The organism is Pseudarthrobacter raffinosi (assembly GCF_023913835.1).
Lineage (GTDB): Bacteria > Actinomycetota > Actinomycetes > Actinomycetales > Micrococcaceae > Arthrobacter > Arthrobacter raffinosi.
In genome coordinates, this window is the sequence record NZ_JAMXBG010000021.1 from 1 (window position 1) to 15,149 (window position 15,149).

At 65.0% G+C, this 15,149-nt stretch carries 13 protein-coding genes and 1 tRNA gene; 9 read left to right on the forward strand and 5 right to left on the reverse strand.

Translation table 11 applies throughout. From position 1 onward, the window contains the following. The coding region (locus NG697_RS17470) for a recombinase family protein (protein ID WP_252614817.1) at positions 1 to 178 on the reverse strand (178 nt) is incomplete at its 3' end. 884 nt (positions 179 to 1,062) lie between these two features. Here NG697_RS17470 and NG697_RS17480 point away from each other — a divergent pair. Together NG697_RS17480 and NG697_RS17485 are read left to right on the forward strand one after the other, a co-directional pair. Continuing rightward, entirely contained in the window at positions 1,063 to 2,190 is a 1,128-nt protein-coding gene (locus NG697_RS17480) for an L-talarate/galactarate dehydratase (protein WP_252611326.1), read from the forward strand. Positions 2,191 to 2,200: 10 nt separating this feature from the next. After that, positions 2,201 to 2,905, forward strand: a complete 705-nt coding sequence (locus NG697_RS17485) for a FadR/GntR family transcriptional regulator (protein WP_252611325.1) — start codon at positions 2,201 to 2,203, stop codon at positions 2,903 to 2,905. Here NG697_RS17485 and NG697_RS17490 read toward each other — a convergent pair. After that, the gene (locus NG697_RS17490; RefSeq protein WP_252600950.1) at positions 2,877 to 4,448 is read right to left on the reverse strand and encodes an APC family permease; all 1,572 of its coding nucleotides are present in this window, start codon (positions 4,446 to 4,448) and stop codon (positions 2,877 to 2,879) included. The two genes, NG697_RS17485 and NG697_RS17490, sit on opposite strands and share 29 nt — an antisense overlap. Positions 4,449 to 4,497: 49 nt before the next feature. Then, positions 4,498 to 5,907 (reverse strand): flavin monoamine oxidase family protein, encoded by a 1,410-nt coding sequence (locus NG697_RS17495; protein ID WP_252600947.1) that lies wholly within the window; start codon positions 5,905 to 5,907, stop codon positions 4,498 to 4,500. Between the two features lie 142 nt (positions 5,908 to 6,049). Here NG697_RS17495 and NG697_RS17500 point away from each other — a divergent pair, with 142 nt between their 5' ends. Then, the gene (locus tag NG697_RS17500; RefSeq protein ID WP_252600944.1) at positions 6,050 to 6,754 is read left to right on the forward strand and encodes a TetR/AcrR family transcriptional regulator; all 705 of its coding nucleotides are present in this window, start codon (positions 6,050 to 6,052) and stop codon (positions 6,752 to 6,754) included. Here the strand turns inward: NG697_RS17500 and NG697_RS17505 are convergent. Next, positions 6,743 to 7,198, reverse strand: a complete 456-nt coding sequence (locus tag NG697_RS17505) for a UPF0158 family protein (RefSeq protein ID WP_252611323.1) — start codon at positions 7,196 to 7,198, stop codon at positions 6,743 to 6,745. The two genes, NG697_RS17500 and NG697_RS17505, sit on opposite strands and share 12 nt — an antisense overlap. Positions 7,199 to 7,354: 156 nt before the next feature. Further along, positions 7,355 to 7,437: transfer RNA gene (locus tag NG697_RS17510), tRNA-Leu, on the reverse strand. 332 nt (positions 7,438 to 7,769) lie between these two features. Here NG697_RS17510 and NG697_RS17515 point away from each other — a divergent pair. The 6 genes from NG697_RS17515 to NG697_RS17540 are packed head-to-tail and all read left to right on the forward strand — an operon-like array spanning position 7,770 to position 15,138. After that, positions 7,770 to 8,513 carry an FHA domain-containing protein gene (locus tag NG697_RS17515; protein ID WP_252600938.1) on the forward strand — a complete coding sequence of 248 codons (744 nt, stop codon included), beginning with the start codon at positions 7,770 to 7,772 and terminating at the stop codon, positions 8,511 to 8,513. Then, positions 8,510 to 8,992 (forward strand): FHA domain-containing protein FhaB/FipA, encoded by a 483-nt coding sequence (locus tag NG697_RS17520; protein ID WP_252600935.1) that lies wholly within the window; start codon positions 8,510 to 8,512, stop codon positions 8,990 to 8,992. Before NG697_RS17515 ends, NG697_RS17520 begins: the two co-directional genes overlap by 4 nt. A 2-nt stretch (positions 8,993 to 8,994) precedes the next feature. Then, complete coding sequence (locus NG697_RS17525; protein ID WP_252614796.1) at positions 8,995 to 10,632, forward strand: PP2C family protein-serine/threonine phosphatase; 1,638 nt, start codon at positions 8,995 to 8,997, stop codon at positions 10,630 to 10,632. Then, the gene (locus NG697_RS17530) at positions 10,629 to 12,017 is read left to right on the forward strand and encodes an FtsW/RodA/SpoVE family cell cycle protein (RefSeq protein ID WP_252600931.1); all 1,389 of its coding nucleotides are present in this window, start codon (positions 10,629 to 10,631) and stop codon (positions 12,015 to 12,017) included. The genes NG697_RS17525 and NG697_RS17530 overlap by 4 nt, the downstream gene beginning before the upstream one ends. Then, on the forward strand, positions 12,014 to 13,474 hold the full coding sequence (locus tag NG697_RS17535; protein WP_252614797.1) for a penicillin-binding transpeptidase domain-containing protein: 1,461 nt from the start codon (positions 12,014 to 12,016) through the stop codon (positions 13,472 to 13,474). Before NG697_RS17530 ends, NG697_RS17535 begins: the two co-directional genes overlap by 4 nt. Further along, entirely contained in the window at positions 13,471 to 15,138 is a 1,668-nt protein-coding gene (locus NG697_RS17540) for a protein kinase domain-containing protein (RefSeq protein ID WP_252600927.1), read from the forward strand. Before NG697_RS17535 ends, NG697_RS17540 begins: the two co-directional genes overlap by 4 nt. The last annotated feature ends 11 nt before the right edge of the window (positions 15,139 to 15,149 follow it).

The following is a 15,149-nucleotide window of genomic DNA, read 5'->3' on the forward strand; positions in this document are numbered from 1 at the left end:
GGTCGCCGGCCCGGTTGGCCGAGGCGAGGGCTTTATCGAGCTCGGGCCTGCTGGCTTTGGCGCCGCTGGCGTGGTCGAGGTAGATGTTTGGCGGGTCGACGCCAGCGCGGGCGAGGGCGTCCGTTTGGTGGTCTGGGTTCTGGTCGGCGGTGGAGACTCTGGCATATCCGATCAACATGTGTCGAGAATACCGTTAAGGCAGGGTTTGCCGACGTTGATTTCCGGCGCGGGTTTCCGACATGGATTTCGCGGCGTGTCGCCGGTAGGTCGGGGTGTCGGTAGATGGTCCTTTCCCGACACCGGTCTAAGCGTGACTTTTCCGAGCATTGGTCNTAGGCCTGGGTGACAGTTCTCAGCAGGGTGCACCACCCGTCTGGTAAGGGCACACCCCAACCTGACGTCAGGCAACCACGGAAGGGCTGTCAGAATAGGATCGATTCGCCGCCTTCTAGACAGACCTCTCAGTGAGTCATAGATTTCATCCTGACACCTTCACCGACACGGCATCCGGAAGGGGCATTGCCAGGCCACAACTTGCCGAGCTGATGCGCTTTACCCGGGACGGAGACACCGTAGTGGTCCATAGCATGGGACCGGCTCGCCCGAAACCTGAACGACCTGCGCTCACTCGTCCAGACGCCGACCGACAAGGGTGTGCGCGTGGAGTTCGTAAAGGCACGCCTGGCTTTACCCGCGAGGATGCCCCCATGCCAACCTCATTTTGTCGGCGACGGGCCCCTTCGCCAAATTCGAACAACCACAAAATAAAGGAACGGCAGCGGGGCGTGTACCGCGGACGCAAAAAGACCCTTCCTCCAGAGCGTGCGGCGGAGCTGGTTCGGCGGGCGGCAGAAGGCGCTGCAAAGTCCACTCTCGCCCGGGATTACGGAATCGCCGGGAAACGGTCTACCAGTACGTTCGCCACGCCCAAAAATTGAACGGCGCACCACCCCACGCCATGGACGAGCGGCGATACCAGACATACTTGTAATACAAGTTGGATACTTGTACTGTAAGTAGCAGGGCAACGCAGCCCGGACAGCCTGCTTTTGAGGAGCAACCATGAGTACCGTCGATGTCATCCGGCACGTCAAGCTTTCCACCGCGCGGCTGCCGCTGACCGTCCCCATCAGTGACGCCAAGGTGTTCACCGGCCGCCAGAAGCCAATGACCGACGTGGTGTTCCTGTTCGCGGAAATCACCACGGAAATGGGTTATAGCGGTATCGGCTTCAGCTACTCCAAGCGCGCCGGCGGCCCCGCCCAGTACGCCCACGCCAAAGAGGTCGCGGAGGGGCTCATCGGTGAGGACCCCAACGACATCGGCAAGATCTACACCAAGCTCCTATGGGCCGGCGCCTCCGTGGGCCGCTCAGGTGTGGCCACCCAGGCCCTCGCCGCCATCGACATCGCGCTCTACGACCTCAAGGCCAAACGCGCCAGCCTCTCCCTGGCGAAATTCCTGGGCGCCTACCGGGACTCCGTCCAGACGTACAACACCTCCGGCGGCTTCCTCAACGCCTCCCTCGAAGAGGTCAAGGACCGTGCCACCGTCCTCCTGGAGGAAGGAATCGGCGGCATAAAGATCAAGGTCGGCCTGCCCGATTCCGCCGAAGACCTGCGCCGCGTGGCCGGCATCCGCGAACACATCGGCTGGGATGTTCCCCTCATGGTGGACGCCAACCAGCAGTGGGACCGGGCCACCGCCCTGCGCATGGGCCGCCAATTGGAGCAGTTCAACCTGATCTGGATCGAAGAGCCGCTGGATGCCTACGACTTTGATGGCCACGCGCACTTGGCCAATGTCCTGGACACGCCCATCGCTACCGGCGAGATGCTGGCCTCCGTGGCCGAGCACAAGGGCCTCATCAACGCCAACGGCTGCGACATCATCCAGCCGGACGCCCCGCGCGTCGGCGGCATCACCCAGTTCCTGCGCCTCGCCGCCCTCGCGGACGAACGCGGGCTTGGCCTGGCGCCGCACTTTGCCATGGAGATCCACCTGCACCTCGCCGCGGCGTACCCGCGGGAACCGTGGGTGGAGCACTTCGACTGGCTGGATCCGTTGTTCAACGAGCGCCTCGAAACCAAGAACGGCCGCATGCTCGTCCCGGACCGTCCCGGCTTGGGCGTGACCCTCAGTGACCAGGCCCGCGCCTGGACCACCGAGTCCGTGGAGTTCGGCGCGTAACCTTGAACGCATGAGCCGGAACCTGACCGCGGACCTCGCCGCCGACCTTCGCACCCGCATCGTGGACGGCGTCATCCAGCCCGGCGACAAGCTTCCCAGCGAAAACACGCTGATGGGCGACTTCGGTGTCAGCCGCACCGTGGTGCGCTCGGCGCTGACGCGGCTCCAGGCCGAAGGCCTGGTGGAAACCGAACGCGGGCGGGGCAGCTTCGCGCTGACCCCGCCCGACGACGGCCCCCAGCCAGTCCCGGGCAGCCGCCCCGTCGCCAGCGTCGAAGACCGCCTCCACCTGCTGGAATTCCGGCTGGGAGTGGAGTCCGAAGCTGCGGCCCTGGCCGCCCGCAACCACTCCGACCGCCAGCTCCGGGCGGTCAATGCTGCCCTGGAACAGTTCGCCGCCAGCGCTGACCACCCCGGCCACGCCATGAAGGCCGACTTCGAGTTCCACCGCGCCATCGCGGCCGCCTCCGGCAACCCTTTCTACTCAGATTGCCTCGCCGCCCTGGGCCAGACGATGATCGCGATGCCACGCACCCGGCTGCTCACCGGCGTCGAACATTACGCCCGGGACCACTTTGACCAGGTGGTGCACGAGCACCGGTCCATCGCTGCCGCCATCGCCGACGGCGATGAGACCGCCGCCTCGGCCGCCATGCGCAGCCACCTCGCAAACTCCCGACGGCGGTTCAAGGCTTCGATACGCCCGCCCGCCTAAACTCCTCGCGGCCGCGGGCCAGCACCTGCCCCTTGAAGAACTCGGGCCGCAGCCGGGACATCACCAGCATGATCACCACGCCCAGCAGGATCACGCCCATGCCCAGGATGAACACCATCCCCAGCCCGCCCACCGATGATCCGGAGCCGTACTCGGGGTCCATGGAATCGGCGGCGGTCTTGAAGAACATCACCAGCAGGATGACTCCACCCAGCAGCGGCGCCAGGAACTTGAAGAAGAAGGCGCGGCCATTGCTGAACGCCTGGGCCCGGAAGAACCAGACGCATGCCAGCGCTGTGATGCCGTAGTAGAAGCAGATCATCATGCCCAGCGCCGTGATGGTGTCCCAGAGCGCGTTCTCCGAGGTGGTCCGGGTGATGACGTAGAAGGCCGCTGCGGCAAGGCCCGCCGCGATCGTGGCGTAGCTCGGGGACTTGAAGCGCGGGCTGACCTTGCCGAAGCGTCCCGGGAGTGCTTTGTAGTGGCCCATCGACAGCATGGTCCGCGCCGGAGACACAAACGTGGACTGCAGCGAGGCCGCCGAACTGCTCAGGATGGCGAGGGACATCAGGATGGCGAACGGTCCCATCACCGGCCCGGACAGAACAGCAAAGATGCTCGACTGGTTGTCCGGATTCCCGGCACCGAGGCCGGTTTCGCCCACCCCTGCGAAGGACAGGGTGGCCAGCGCGACGGTCATGTAGATCGCGACAATCACCACCACGGTGACGGTTGCCGCCCGTCCCGGAGTCTTCTCTGGATTCTTGGTTTCCTCGTTCATGGTCAGCGTGACGTCCCAGCCCCAGTAAATGAAGATGGAGAGGGAAACCCCGGCAGCAAAGGCTGAGAAGGATCCGACCGCGAATGGGTTAAACCAGTCGGGCGAAATGGCAGTCGCATCAAACGCCGAGCCGTTGGCCACGTGACTGAAGGCAGCTACAGCAAACCAGCCCAGCACCAGCAGCTGGAACGCCACCAATACATACTGCACGCCCTTCGTGGCTTCCATGCCCCGATAGGAAATCCAGCAAGCCAGGGCGATGAACACCAGGGTGGTGGCGATGTTCAGCGGAAGGTTCTTGCTCAGCTCGCCCAATTCCGGGTTGCCGAAAAGCTGGGCCAGCATGAGGTAGAAAAAGTCCACGGCGACGGCCGCCAGGTTGGACAGCACAATGATGGTGGCCGCAATCAGCCCCCAGCCACCCATCCAGCCGATCCACGGACCAAAGGCGCGCGATGCCCACGTGAACGAGGTGCCGGCGTCGGGCATGGCATTGTTCAGTTCGCGGTAGCCGAACGCCACCAGGATCATGGGGATAAAGCCCACCAGGAAGATCGCCGGCAGCTGAACCCCCACTTCCGAAACCGTTGGCCCCAGCGCCGCGGTCAGCGTGTACGCCGGCGCGATGCAGGAGACACCGATGACGACGGCGCCCAGCAATCCCACCGCGCCCGCCTTCAGGCCCTTCCCGCTCAGGCCCTTTTCAGCCAGGCCATTGCCCGGGGCGCGGGGTGGCTGTGCTGTCACTTCTTTGGGACTCATGGCCGTGCCTCTCTTTCATTCGACGCTGAATGGGTTGGAGCTGGTGCGCTCAGCCAACGGCGGCGGCTGCCTCGTTTGTCGCATGGGAAGTGCCCGCCGCGTCCACGATTCGCGCCGCTGTGCGCTGGCCCATGCGGACGGCTCCGTCAACGTGCTGGTAGCCTTCGGCGGCGAGGTCCGAGGAGCACCAGTAGATCGGGCCCACAGGAGTGTGCTGGTCCTTGCCGTAACGGTGCAGGCCGCCCAGATCGTAGCTGGCCGCGTACGCGCCCCGGGTCCATTCCTCGGAGCCCCAGTCGGATTCGTAGTAGACCTCGGGTTCCAGGGCCTTGTCCCCCAGGAACCCGGCAATCGATTCCAGGATGGCGCGGCGGCGGTCCTCGGCAGTCAGCTCGAAGACGGCGTCGGCCTTTTCATCCGAGACGAAGCCCACCAGGGTTCCCCGTGAATCACCGTGGTTGGTGTTGTCGTAGACCTCCTGGACCAGCGAACCGGCACCGAAACCCGTTCCGGAGAGTCCGTCTTCACGCCAGAACGGCGTGCTGTAAACGGCGTGGACCTTGATCACCAGGCCCAGCGACTGGTGCTGGTGCATCTGGTGCTGCCGCCGCGGAAGCGGCGGGTCAAAAGAGACGCGTGAGTAAAGGTTCGGTGGCACCGCCATGATCACAAAACGCGCATTCACGGTGGCGCGCTCCGAAACAACGCTGACGCGGTGTCCGCCTTCTCCGGCATCCTCCCAGCGGACCGTGCGCACCGGACTGTTAAGTACGACGTCGGCACCCAGTTCCGCTGCCTGCAGCAGGGACACCTGCTGCATCCCGCCTATGACCCGCTTGTCCAGGATGAAGTCCTCGTCGGTGAGGTGGCTGAAGGACCCGGCGGACGCTGCCATCAGGACCGCCTGCAGTGCCGAAAACGCGAGCGCGGGCTTGGTGAGCATGCCTCCGGCGATGAACAGGCCAATGTTGTTGCAGGCCTCCTCGTCGGCGGAGTTCCGGCGCAGCCAGTGGTGGAAGGAGATGGTGTCCAGCTCACGGGCCTTGGGATGGGCCCACGGCTCGGTGGCGCCGATTTCCGCGGCGAGGCCGTCCAGAATGCCGATCAGCTTGTCCATTTCCGCCCCGGTGGCTGCGCTCACCGGGAAGGAATCACCGGTGTAGCGGGTTTTCTTCCCGTCGGCGCCGACGTAGACGGACTCGCCCTCCCGGTAGCGGGAGTATGTCTTCAGGCCGAGCTCGTCCAGGAGCTCCAGCAGTACGGTCTGATCCGGGGAGACCCACTGGCCGCCGATTTCCAGCATGGCCCCGTCAATGGTGTCGGTCCAGGTTCGGCCGCCCACGCGGTCCCGTGCTTCCAGCACTGCCACGCTGAGGCCGGCCTTCCTCAGCTCGCGGGCAGCAGTGAGCCCGGAGGGTCCAGCGCCAACGATCACAACGTCACGGTCAAGATTCAGCATGATGTCCTCTCTATGGCCGGTCGAGCGACACGAACCACTAAATGAATGCCATTCATTTATTAGAACTATAGCTGTTTTGCGGTCCGCAAGGAAGAGCCGGGTGGAATAATGCTGGAGACATCTGCCCGCAGAAAGGCCAGCAATGCCGGCATCACCAGCCGCTTCACGAACTGCCACGGAACGCGAACCCGTGCCGCAAACCGGTGGGGCGCGGCGCCGCGTGGGGCGGCCCGCCGCGGCTGTCCTGGACCAGGCGGGCATCACGGCAGCAGCCCTGCGGCTCATCGGCAAGGACGGCTACGACGGTCTCACCATGGCCGCACTGGCCCGCTCACTGCACGTGGCGCCGTCGGCCCTTTATAACCATGTGGAATCCAAGCGGGACGTGCTCCTCCTCGTGGAAGACCATTTGACTGCCCTGGTGGATGTGACCGCATTCGCGGCGGAACCTTGGGAGTCCGCCGTGCGGAAGTGGGCCTGGAGTTACCGGGACGTCTTCGCGGAGCACACGCCCCTGATTCCCGTCATCGCAGTACTTCCCGTGACTGACGCACCGCAGACCCTCGCCATGTATGAGACCGTCAGTGCCGGCTTCCGGGCGGCCGGATTCCCGGAGGAGCGGATCGTGTCCGCCATCGTGGCCCTGGAATCCTTCATCTTCGGATCCGCCTACGACGTCACGGCCCCAGCCGACATTTTCGATTCCGGCAGCATGGCGGAATCGACGCCGAGCTTTACGGGTGCCGTCCGGAGCCTGGCCGCGCTGGGGCACGAGAAACCTGCAGACGTGGCGTTCAGCCTGGGGCTTGAGGCCCTTATTGCGGGCTTCGGGGCGTTACGCGAGTAGGCGCAGGGCTTTCTCAGCCTCATCCTGTTCCACCACACCAGATTCCGCCAACCACTCTATGGCGCGGCGCCGCATGGCTCGGTTATGGAATGAGAACCATAGGGTCTGAAGCTCGGGGAACTCTGCGAGCGTGTTCCTGAAACGCCGGAATGCTCCCTTGCCGTCTATTGCGCGCCAGAGCAGGTCCTTGGCGCGTTCATCCCGCACATCCGCGATGAACGATTCCATGTCGCGGTAGGCCTCATACGGTCTTATCGGTTCCACAAGGATGGCGCCGCGTGCTTCGAGGTCTTCCTCGGACTCTTCGGCTTCGTCAAGCGAGTCCCTCAGCCAGAGGCTGGTCTCTCCCGTGCGGGGGTCGAACCAGTACCTGGAATCCCAGTCGGACGGGGAATCGAGGGCGAGTTGCAGCATTTCCATATCAATTGCGCCCAATGTCAGCATGAGCAGTCCTCCGGCCGCATGATCCAGCGGGTGTCACTCGCATGCTATACCCACAGTTACGCCCGCGGCATGCCGGATTCGGGGCCCAGCGTTAAGGACCGCCCCGGCGTTAAAGAAAGGAACCCCGGTCCGAAGACCGGGGTTCCCTTGATTGCGTGCGCGAGGGGGGATTTGAACCCCCACGCCCTTTCGGACACTGGCACCTGAAGCCAGCGCGTCTGCCGTTCCGCCACTCGCGCGCAACTTCTTTTTCCATGAATTACGGCCGGTTTCCCGGATCCGCAACCTTGTAAAAGCAGCGAGATCAAGCATAACGGACATCGGCGGCAAAACACCAATTGAGCCTCGGGAGGGGTCAAATTCCCCGCCGGGAGGGGGCCGGCATGGAACCCCTAGCGAACTTTTCCGGGGGCCTGGCCGTTGTGGATTAAGGTCATTCACAGGCCTGCCCAGTAGTATCTGATGTAGTAGTGCCTGCCACTGCCAGGCAGGCTGCTGGGTTCTGAACAGCATTGTTGGCTGAGTTCCGGAACGAAAACTGCCCCGCTGCCGGGGGGAAAGGAGAAGGACCATGGGATTGCTGGACAAGGTCGAGCGCGGCATCGAAAAAGCCGTCCGCGGTGTCTTCTCCACCGGTTCGCGCGCCCAGGTTGAACCTGTGGAAATCGCCAGCCGGCTCCGCCGCGAGGTGGACAACAAAGCCCTCACCATCGCCGCCGGCCGCACACTGGCCCCCAATGTCTTCGACGTCCAACTCAGTGATGACGACTTCAGGAGGGCTCAGGACTGGGGCACGCCGCTGGCCGAAGAACTCTGCGACGTCGTCATCAACCACGTCCGGAGCCAGGGCTACACCCTCCAGGGCTCGGTGCGGATCTCTTTCCGCCGGTCCGAGGATCTTCGCGCTGGCAACTTCGAGATCGTCTCCTCCACTGAGAAGTCCAAAGCCGGCCCCGGAGTCTCCTCGGCCAGGCCCAACATGCCCGCAGCCCCCAGCCGCCCGCCCGTTCGGCTGCAGCCCGTCCTGGACATCGACGGCCAGCGCTACTCGCTTAATGCCCCCTCCGTCGTCCTGGGCCGGTCCTCCGAGGCCGACATCCTGATTGACGACACCGGCGTCTCGCGCCGCCACCTCGAGATCCGCACCGCCAGCGGCGTCACCAGCGCTGTGGACCTCGGCTCCACTAACGGCAGCTACGTCAACGGCCATAAACTGGCAGGCAGCACCGAACTGACCGACGGCTCCACCATCACGATGGGACGGACAAAGATCATCTTCCGCCTGCTTCCCGCCAACCCTGGGGGCCGCCCATGAGTGACCTGACCATCACTGCCCTGCGGTTTGGGTTCCTGATCCTGCTCTGGGTCCTCGTCTTCAGCATCGTTTCGGCCATGCGCAGGGACCTGATGGTGGGCCGCAAAGCCGCCGCAGGCACCCCCACCGCCCGTCAGGTCCGCAAAAACCCGGAACTGGCCGAGGCTCCGCCGCAGCCGCTCAAGCAGCAGGCCCACCAACTGGTGGTCACCGAAGGTCCGCTCAAGGGAACCACCATCCCCCTGGCCGCCAGCCCCATCCTGTTGGGCCGCGCTCAGGAAGCCACACTGGTACTTGAGGACGACTACGCCTCCGGCCGCCACGCGCGGTTGTTCCCGCAAGGCAGTCGATGGTTCATCGAGGACCTTGGCTCCACCAACGGCACCTACTTGGCCGACCAGCAACTTACCCGGGCTCTGCCCGTTGAGCTTGGTGTACCCGTGAGGATCGGCAAGACGGTCATCGAATTGAGGCCGTAGCCATGGCCGCTGACATTCCCGCCGGCGGGGCCACACCCGTCCAGCGGCCCCTCATCATGCGCTATGCCGCGCGCTCGGATGTGGGACGCATCCGGGCCAAGAATGATGACTCGGCGTACGTCGGCCGCCATTTGGCAGTGGTCGCGGACGGCATGGGTGGCCACGCGGGCGGCGATGTTGCCTCCGCCGCCACCGTGCTGGACATGCTGCATCTGGACCACGGCGACTACGACGGCGACGCCGGCACGGTCCTCGCCGACGAGATCCAGACGGCCAACTCCCTGCTATCCGAGCTGGTGCATATCAACCCCAAGCTCGCCGGCATGGGCACCACCGTCACATCCCTGCTGCTCGCCGAGGGCAAGCTGCACTTCGCGCATATCGGCGACTCCCGGGCGTACCGCCTGCGTGATGGCGAGTTTGAACAGGTCAGCGTGGACCACACGTTCGTCCAGCGGCTGATCGATGAGGGCCGGCTCCGGCCCGAAGAGGCCGAAACCCACCCGCACAAAAACGTCCTCATGCGCGTTCTAGGCGACGTCGACGCCAGCCCCGAGCTGGATCTGGACACCCTGGACGTCAAACCCGGGGAGCGCTGGTTGCTGTGCTCGGACGGGCTCAACTATGTGGCCGGACATGTGGTGGAACGGACCGTCCGCGAGACAAAAGATCTGCGTGAGTGCGTCGAAACCCTGATTAACCTGACGCTGGAAGCCGGCTCACCGGACAACGTCACCGTGGTCATGGTGGAAATCACCGAGGAAACGTCCGACGACGTCAGTACCGCCGCCGTCGACATCATCCCTTCACAGCTGCTCACCGAAGCCCTCGCCGCGGGCGGCGAGGCCGCCAGCGCTTCACCGGACCCCGAGGCGGCCGACGACAAAAAGCCCGCCGCCGACAAAGCCCCCGAAAAGCCAGCCGCAAAGGAACCCCCGCCCTCCACCGACCCCCATCTCGGCGAGCACCTTTCGGCCGAAGTGCTGCGGCAGGAACTCGCATCGCGCCCGCACGAACTCGTCGGTGCTGCGGCCACTGCGGCCGAGTCCGGCTCCATTCCCACCATCGCCGGCCGCACCGTGGCCCGGCGGGCCGCCACCGTCCTGACGCACAAGGCCGACGCCCCCGTTGCGGAGGCGGATGACCTCCTGGGACAGCCCAAACCCCGCCGCTGGGTCACTTTATCCATCGCCGCGTCCGTGCTGGTGGTGCTGACCGTGGGCCTCTGGCTCGGCTACGCCTGGACCCAGACCCGCTACTACATCGGGGAATACGATTCCCGCGTGGCCATCTACAACGGTGTGTCGCAGCGGCTTGGTCCCATTCAGCTTTCAACCCTCGAAGCCGTAACAGAGATCCGGATGGATTCCTTGCCCCAGTTCTCCCAGCAGCGCGTCCGGCAGACAGTTCCCGCGCGTGACCTCTACGACGCCCAGCGGATCGTGAAGAACCTCGAAGGCACCGGCACCATTGCTCCGCCGGATGAGTGCCTGACCCCCTCGCCCACTCCGGCCCCAACAACTGCGCCGGCTGCAACACCCACCGCACCTGTCCCGTCGCCGGACCCGTCCGCTCCTGCGGCAGCGCCGGCCCCTGCCGCCTCACCCACCCCCACTACCGCCTGTGAGGGGGGCCAGTGAGCCAGCTCAGCACCATCCCCAAGCCCCGGCGCAACGTGGAACTGTTGCTGCTGATCCTCGCCCTGTCTGTGGGCATCGGCGCCAACATGCTGGTGGGCGTTGACCAGGCGAAGGCGTTCGACTCCGATTTCTGGTTCCAGTCCAGCCTCCTCGCGGTGGCCGCCCTGGTCTTCCACGTTGTCCTGCGGATCCGGGCTAAATATGCCGATCCGGTGATACTTCCCTTGGTGGTGGCACTCAACGGCCTGGGTCTCGCGATGATCCACCGCCTCGACGCCCCCGGGGAGGACACCGGCAACAACCAGCTGCGCTGGACCCTGATCGCCATGGCCGTGGCCATCGGCGTGATCTGGTTCCTCAAGGACCACCGGGTCCTCCGTCGCTTCACCTACATCTCGCTGGCTGTGAGCGCGCTCCTGCTGATTCTTCCACTGGTGCCCGGCATCTCGGCCGGCGAAATCCTGGGCGCCCGGGTCTGGATCCGGGTGGGTCCCATGACATTCCAGCCGGGTGAGATCGCCAAGATCACCCTGGCTATATTCTTCGCCGGTTATCTTTCCTCCAACCGCGACCTCATTCTGCTGGCTGGCCGCAAGATCGGCCCGCTGCAGTTCCCCCGGTTCAAGGACATGGGGCCCATGATCACCGCCTGGCTGGTGAGCATCGGCGTGTTGATCTTCCAGCGCGACCTCGGGTCTTCCGTGCTGTTCTTCGGCCTGTTCATCGTGATGATCTACGTGGCCACCAGCCGTATCAGCTGGGTGGTTATCGGCTTGGGCCTCATCCTGGGCGGCGGCTTCGTGGCAGCCCAGGTGTTTTCCCATGTCGAAGTCCGCATCTATGGCTGGCTGAACGCCTTCAGCCCAGACGTGTACGAGACCGGCAGCCGGCAAGTCATCGAGGGACTCTTCGGCATGGCCAACGGCGGCCTGGTGGGTACCGGCCTGGGCCAGGGCCGGCCGGACCTGGTCCCCTTCGCCAACAGCGACATGATCATCGCGTCCATCGGCGAGGAGCTGGGCCTGATCGGACTGTTCGCCGTAGTGCTGATGTACGTCATGCTGTTCACGCGAGGGTTCCGGGCAGCACTGGGCACCCGGGATGCCTTCGGGAAACTGCTGGCCTGCGGACTTTCCTTCGCCATCGCCCTTCAGTGCTTCGTGGTGATCGGCGGAGTCACACGACTGATCCCGCTGACCGGCTTGACCACGCCGTTCCTTGCCGCCGGCGGTTCGTCGCTGCTGGCCAACTGGATCATCGTTGGCCTGCTCCTGCTGATCTCCCATACGGCGCGGGGACCGGTGGACACCACACCACTTCCTCCCGGCGGCGCTGCGGAACCTGCAGGAATTGATACTCCCACCGAGGCGGTGAAACGAGCGTGAACCAAGCAATCCGTAATTCCTGGGTGGCAGCGATCGCCATGTTTGCCCTGATCTTCGGCGCCATCAGCTTCGTCCAGGTGGTCGGTGCCGATGACCTCAAGGGCAACCCCCTGAACCAGCGGGCCATTCTGCAGAATTACTGCAACGACCGCGGCGCCATCATCGTGGGCGGGGAGCCGGTGGCCGAATCGGTGGAAGGCACCTCGGAGGTCTGCCAGTTCCAGCGGACCTACGCGCAGCCACCACTCTATGCAGGCATCACGGGCTACTTCTCGAAGAACTACGGTGCCACCGGCCTGGAAGTTGCCATGAACGCCCAGTTGGCCGGCAGCTCCGACCAGCAGTTCTTCGACCGGATCGGCCAGCTCTTCCTGGGCAACCAGCCGAAGGGCGCCTCGGCGGAACTCACCATCGATCCCGCCATCCAGAAGCTCGCCTACGACCTCATCCCGGACGGCCAGCGGGGATCCATTGTGGTCACCAACCCCAAGACCGGCGCCATCCTGGCCATAGTGTCCAAGCCGTCCTATGACCCCAACCTGATCGCCACCCAGGACCCCAACGCCGAAACCACCAACATCAACGAGCTGGTCAAGGTCCCCGGCATCAACCTGAACCAGAATGTCAGCGGACCCACGGGCGAGTTGCTCGCTCCGGGATCAGTCTTCAAGCTGGTGGATACCGCCGCGGCCCTCGCCTCAGGGAAGTACAACAAGGACAGCGTGCTCCCCAACCCGGCCGAGATGCCCTTCCCTGGGATCCAGTACAAACTGCCGAACTACGCCGGAGGCAACTGCTACACCCAGGACAAGGCCAGCTTTGCCTTCGCCCTGCAGCAATCCTGCAATACGCCGTTCGCCAGCATTGCCCTCGACCTAGGCCGCGACGCCATCGCCGAGCAGGCCGCAAAATTCGGCTTCGGCGAGGATCTGGGCGACCAGCTCAAGCTCGCCTACGCCAGGGGCAGCGGATTCCCCGATGACATGGACGGGCCAGGCCTGGCCCAGTCCGCCATCGGCCAGAAGGACGTGCGCGCCACTCCGCTGCAAATTGCCTTGATGACCTCGGCCATCGCCAACAACGGCGTCCAGATGAGCCCCAGCCTGGTCAAGACCGTGCGGTCCCCGGACCTCAGGGTCATTGACGAGCCCCAGCCTGAAGCGCTCCGGACGTCCACCACCCCGGAAATTGCCCGCCAGATCACCGAATGGATGACCAGTGCGGTGAGCCAGGGCATAGCCCGCGGGGCGGCCGTCCCCGGCGTCCAAGTGGCCGGCAAGACCGGAACCGCTGAACTGGGCAACGGCCTGAACAACTCATGGTTCACCGGGTTTGCCCCGGCGAACAACCCGGAGGTGAGTGTCACCATCGTCATGGAAGGCGTCGACATCACCACCGGCGCACAGCTAACCAGTCCGAACGCGAAGAAGATTTTTGAGGCGGTGTTGAATAAGTGAGGCCTACAACGGGAATCACCCTCGGCGGCAGATTCCAGCTGACCACGCGGATTGCGATCGGCGGGATGGGAGAGGTCTGGAAGGCCAAGGACCAGGTCCTGGGCCGGATTGTCGCCATCAAGGTACTCAAGGAGGAATACACCGGTGACCCCGGTTTCCTCCAGAGGTTCCGCGCCGAGGCACGCCACACCGCCCTGTTGAACCACGTGGGCATCGCCAATGTCTTTGACTACGGCGAGGAGGATGGCTCGGCCTACCTGGTCATGGAGCTCGTTCCGGGCCAGCCGCTGAGCAGCATCATCGAGCACGAGCAGGTACTGTCCCCGGACCGGACGCTGTCCATGATGGCGCAGACCGCCCGCGCCCTTTCCGTCGCCCACGCCCAGGGGCTGGTCCACCGCGACATCAAGCCCGGTAACCTGCTGATCACCCCCGACGGCCGCGTCAAGGTCACCGACTTCGGCATCGCCCGCCTGGCCGACCAGGTCCCGCTGACACAGACAGGCCAGGTAATGGGCACCGCCCAGTACCTCGCCCCCGAGCAGGCCACCGGCCAGACCGCTACCGGCGCCTCGGACATCTACTCACTCGGCGTGATCGGTTACGAGTGCCTCACCGGGCACCGGCCCTTCTCCGGCGAATCCCAGATCGCCATTGCCCTGGCGCAGGTCAACGACGCCCCGCCGCCGCTTCCGGAGACCCTGCCTAAACCGGTCCGCGCGCTGCTGATGTCCATGCTGTCCAAGGACCCCAAGAACCGCCCGGCCAACGCCATCAAGCTGTCGGAAGCCGCCGAGGCCATCCGCAACGGCGATATTGACGCCGCGCACGCAGCGGTTCCCGGCATGCTGCTCTTCGAGGCAACCACGGGCCCCATTACCGCGCCGGTGGACATTGCCACGGCACCCACCGGAGTCATCGCCCAGAAGGACAGCAACACGACATCGACGTCCGCCCTGCCCGTGCTGGGTGCCGCTGCCGGCGGCGCTGCAGTCGGCGCAGCGGCCGCGGGAGCCGGGAGCACGCTTTCGCGTGCGGACGCCCTGGCCGCGGAGCGCAGCTGGGTGCAGGAGGAAGAGAAGTACGACGACGAACCGGAGGACGAGCCCGAGCGTCGCGGCCGCAGCCCCTGGACGTGGCCGCTGGTCGCCTTGATCGTGCTGGTTCTGTTCGCGCTGGTGGGGTTCTTCCTGACGCAGGCCGGGATTTTCAACCCGGCCAGCACCACCACTAACTCTGCATCCAGCAACCCGCCGTCCACCAGCGCCAGCCCGTCAAAAACCTCGGCGTCCGCTACGCCTACCCCCACCCGGACCACCGACGCGCCCACGCCCACGCCCACCCCCAGCACCGTGGACATCATTTCGGCGGCCTACCTCGGGAAGGACTACCGTCAGGTCCAGGGGACGCTGGAAACCATGGGCCTGTCCGTCCGGGTCATCCCGCAGCAGAGTACTTCCGCCGCCGGAACGGTGTTGCAGGTCAACCCCACGGGCACCGTGCCCAAGGGGGCTGAAGTGACTGTGACCTACGCCGTCCCGGTCCCGGCCAGCACGCCGACAGCTCCGCCATCCACGCCGGCCGCCCCTGCTGAGCCAACGTCCACCCTCCCCAAATGCAACCCCGGCCAGCTGCCGGGATTGCCTCCTACCTGCGCGCCGTAGCGGTCGGGATT

What these genes read in the sequence shown, in the direction of transcription:
- NG697_RS17495 (WP_252600947.1), bottom strand. Translation starts at nt 5,907, where the DNA reads ATGCTGAATCTTGACCGTGACGTTGTGATCGTTGGCGCTGGACCCTCC.
- NG697_RS17525 (WP_252614796.1), top strand. Translation starts at nt 8,995, where the DNA reads ATGGCCGCTGACATTCCCGCCGGCGGGGCCACACCCGTCCAGCGGCCC.
- NG697_RS17505 (WP_252611323.1), bottom strand. Translation starts at nt 7,198, where the DNA reads ATGCTGACATTGGGCGCAATTGATATGGAAATGCTGCAACTCGCCCTC.
- NG697_RS17490 (WP_252600950.1), bottom strand. Translation starts at nt 4,448, where the DNA reads ATGAGTCCCAAAGAAGTGACAGCACAGCCACCCCGCGCCCCGGGCAAT.
- NG697_RS17520 (WP_252600935.1), top strand. Translation starts at nt 8,510, where the DNA reads ATGAGTGACCTGACCATCACTGCCCTGCGGTTTGGGTTCCTGATCCTG.
- NG697_RS17500 (WP_252600944.1), top strand. Translation starts at nt 6,050, where the DNA reads ATGCCGGCATCACCAGCCGCTTCACGAACTGCCACGGAACGCGAACCC.
- NG697_RS17485 (WP_252611325.1), top strand. Translation starts at nt 2,201, where the DNA reads ATGAGCCGGAACCTGACCGCGGACCTCGCCGCCGACCTTCGCACCCGC.
- NG697_RS17515 (WP_252600938.1), top strand. Translation starts at nt 7,770, where the DNA reads ATGGGATTGCTGGACAAGGTCGAGCGCGGCATCGAAAAAGCCGTCCGC.
- NG697_RS17480 (WP_252611326.1), top strand. Translation starts at nt 1,063, where the DNA reads ATGAGTACCGTCGATGTCATCCGGCACGTCAAGCTTTCCACCGCGCGG.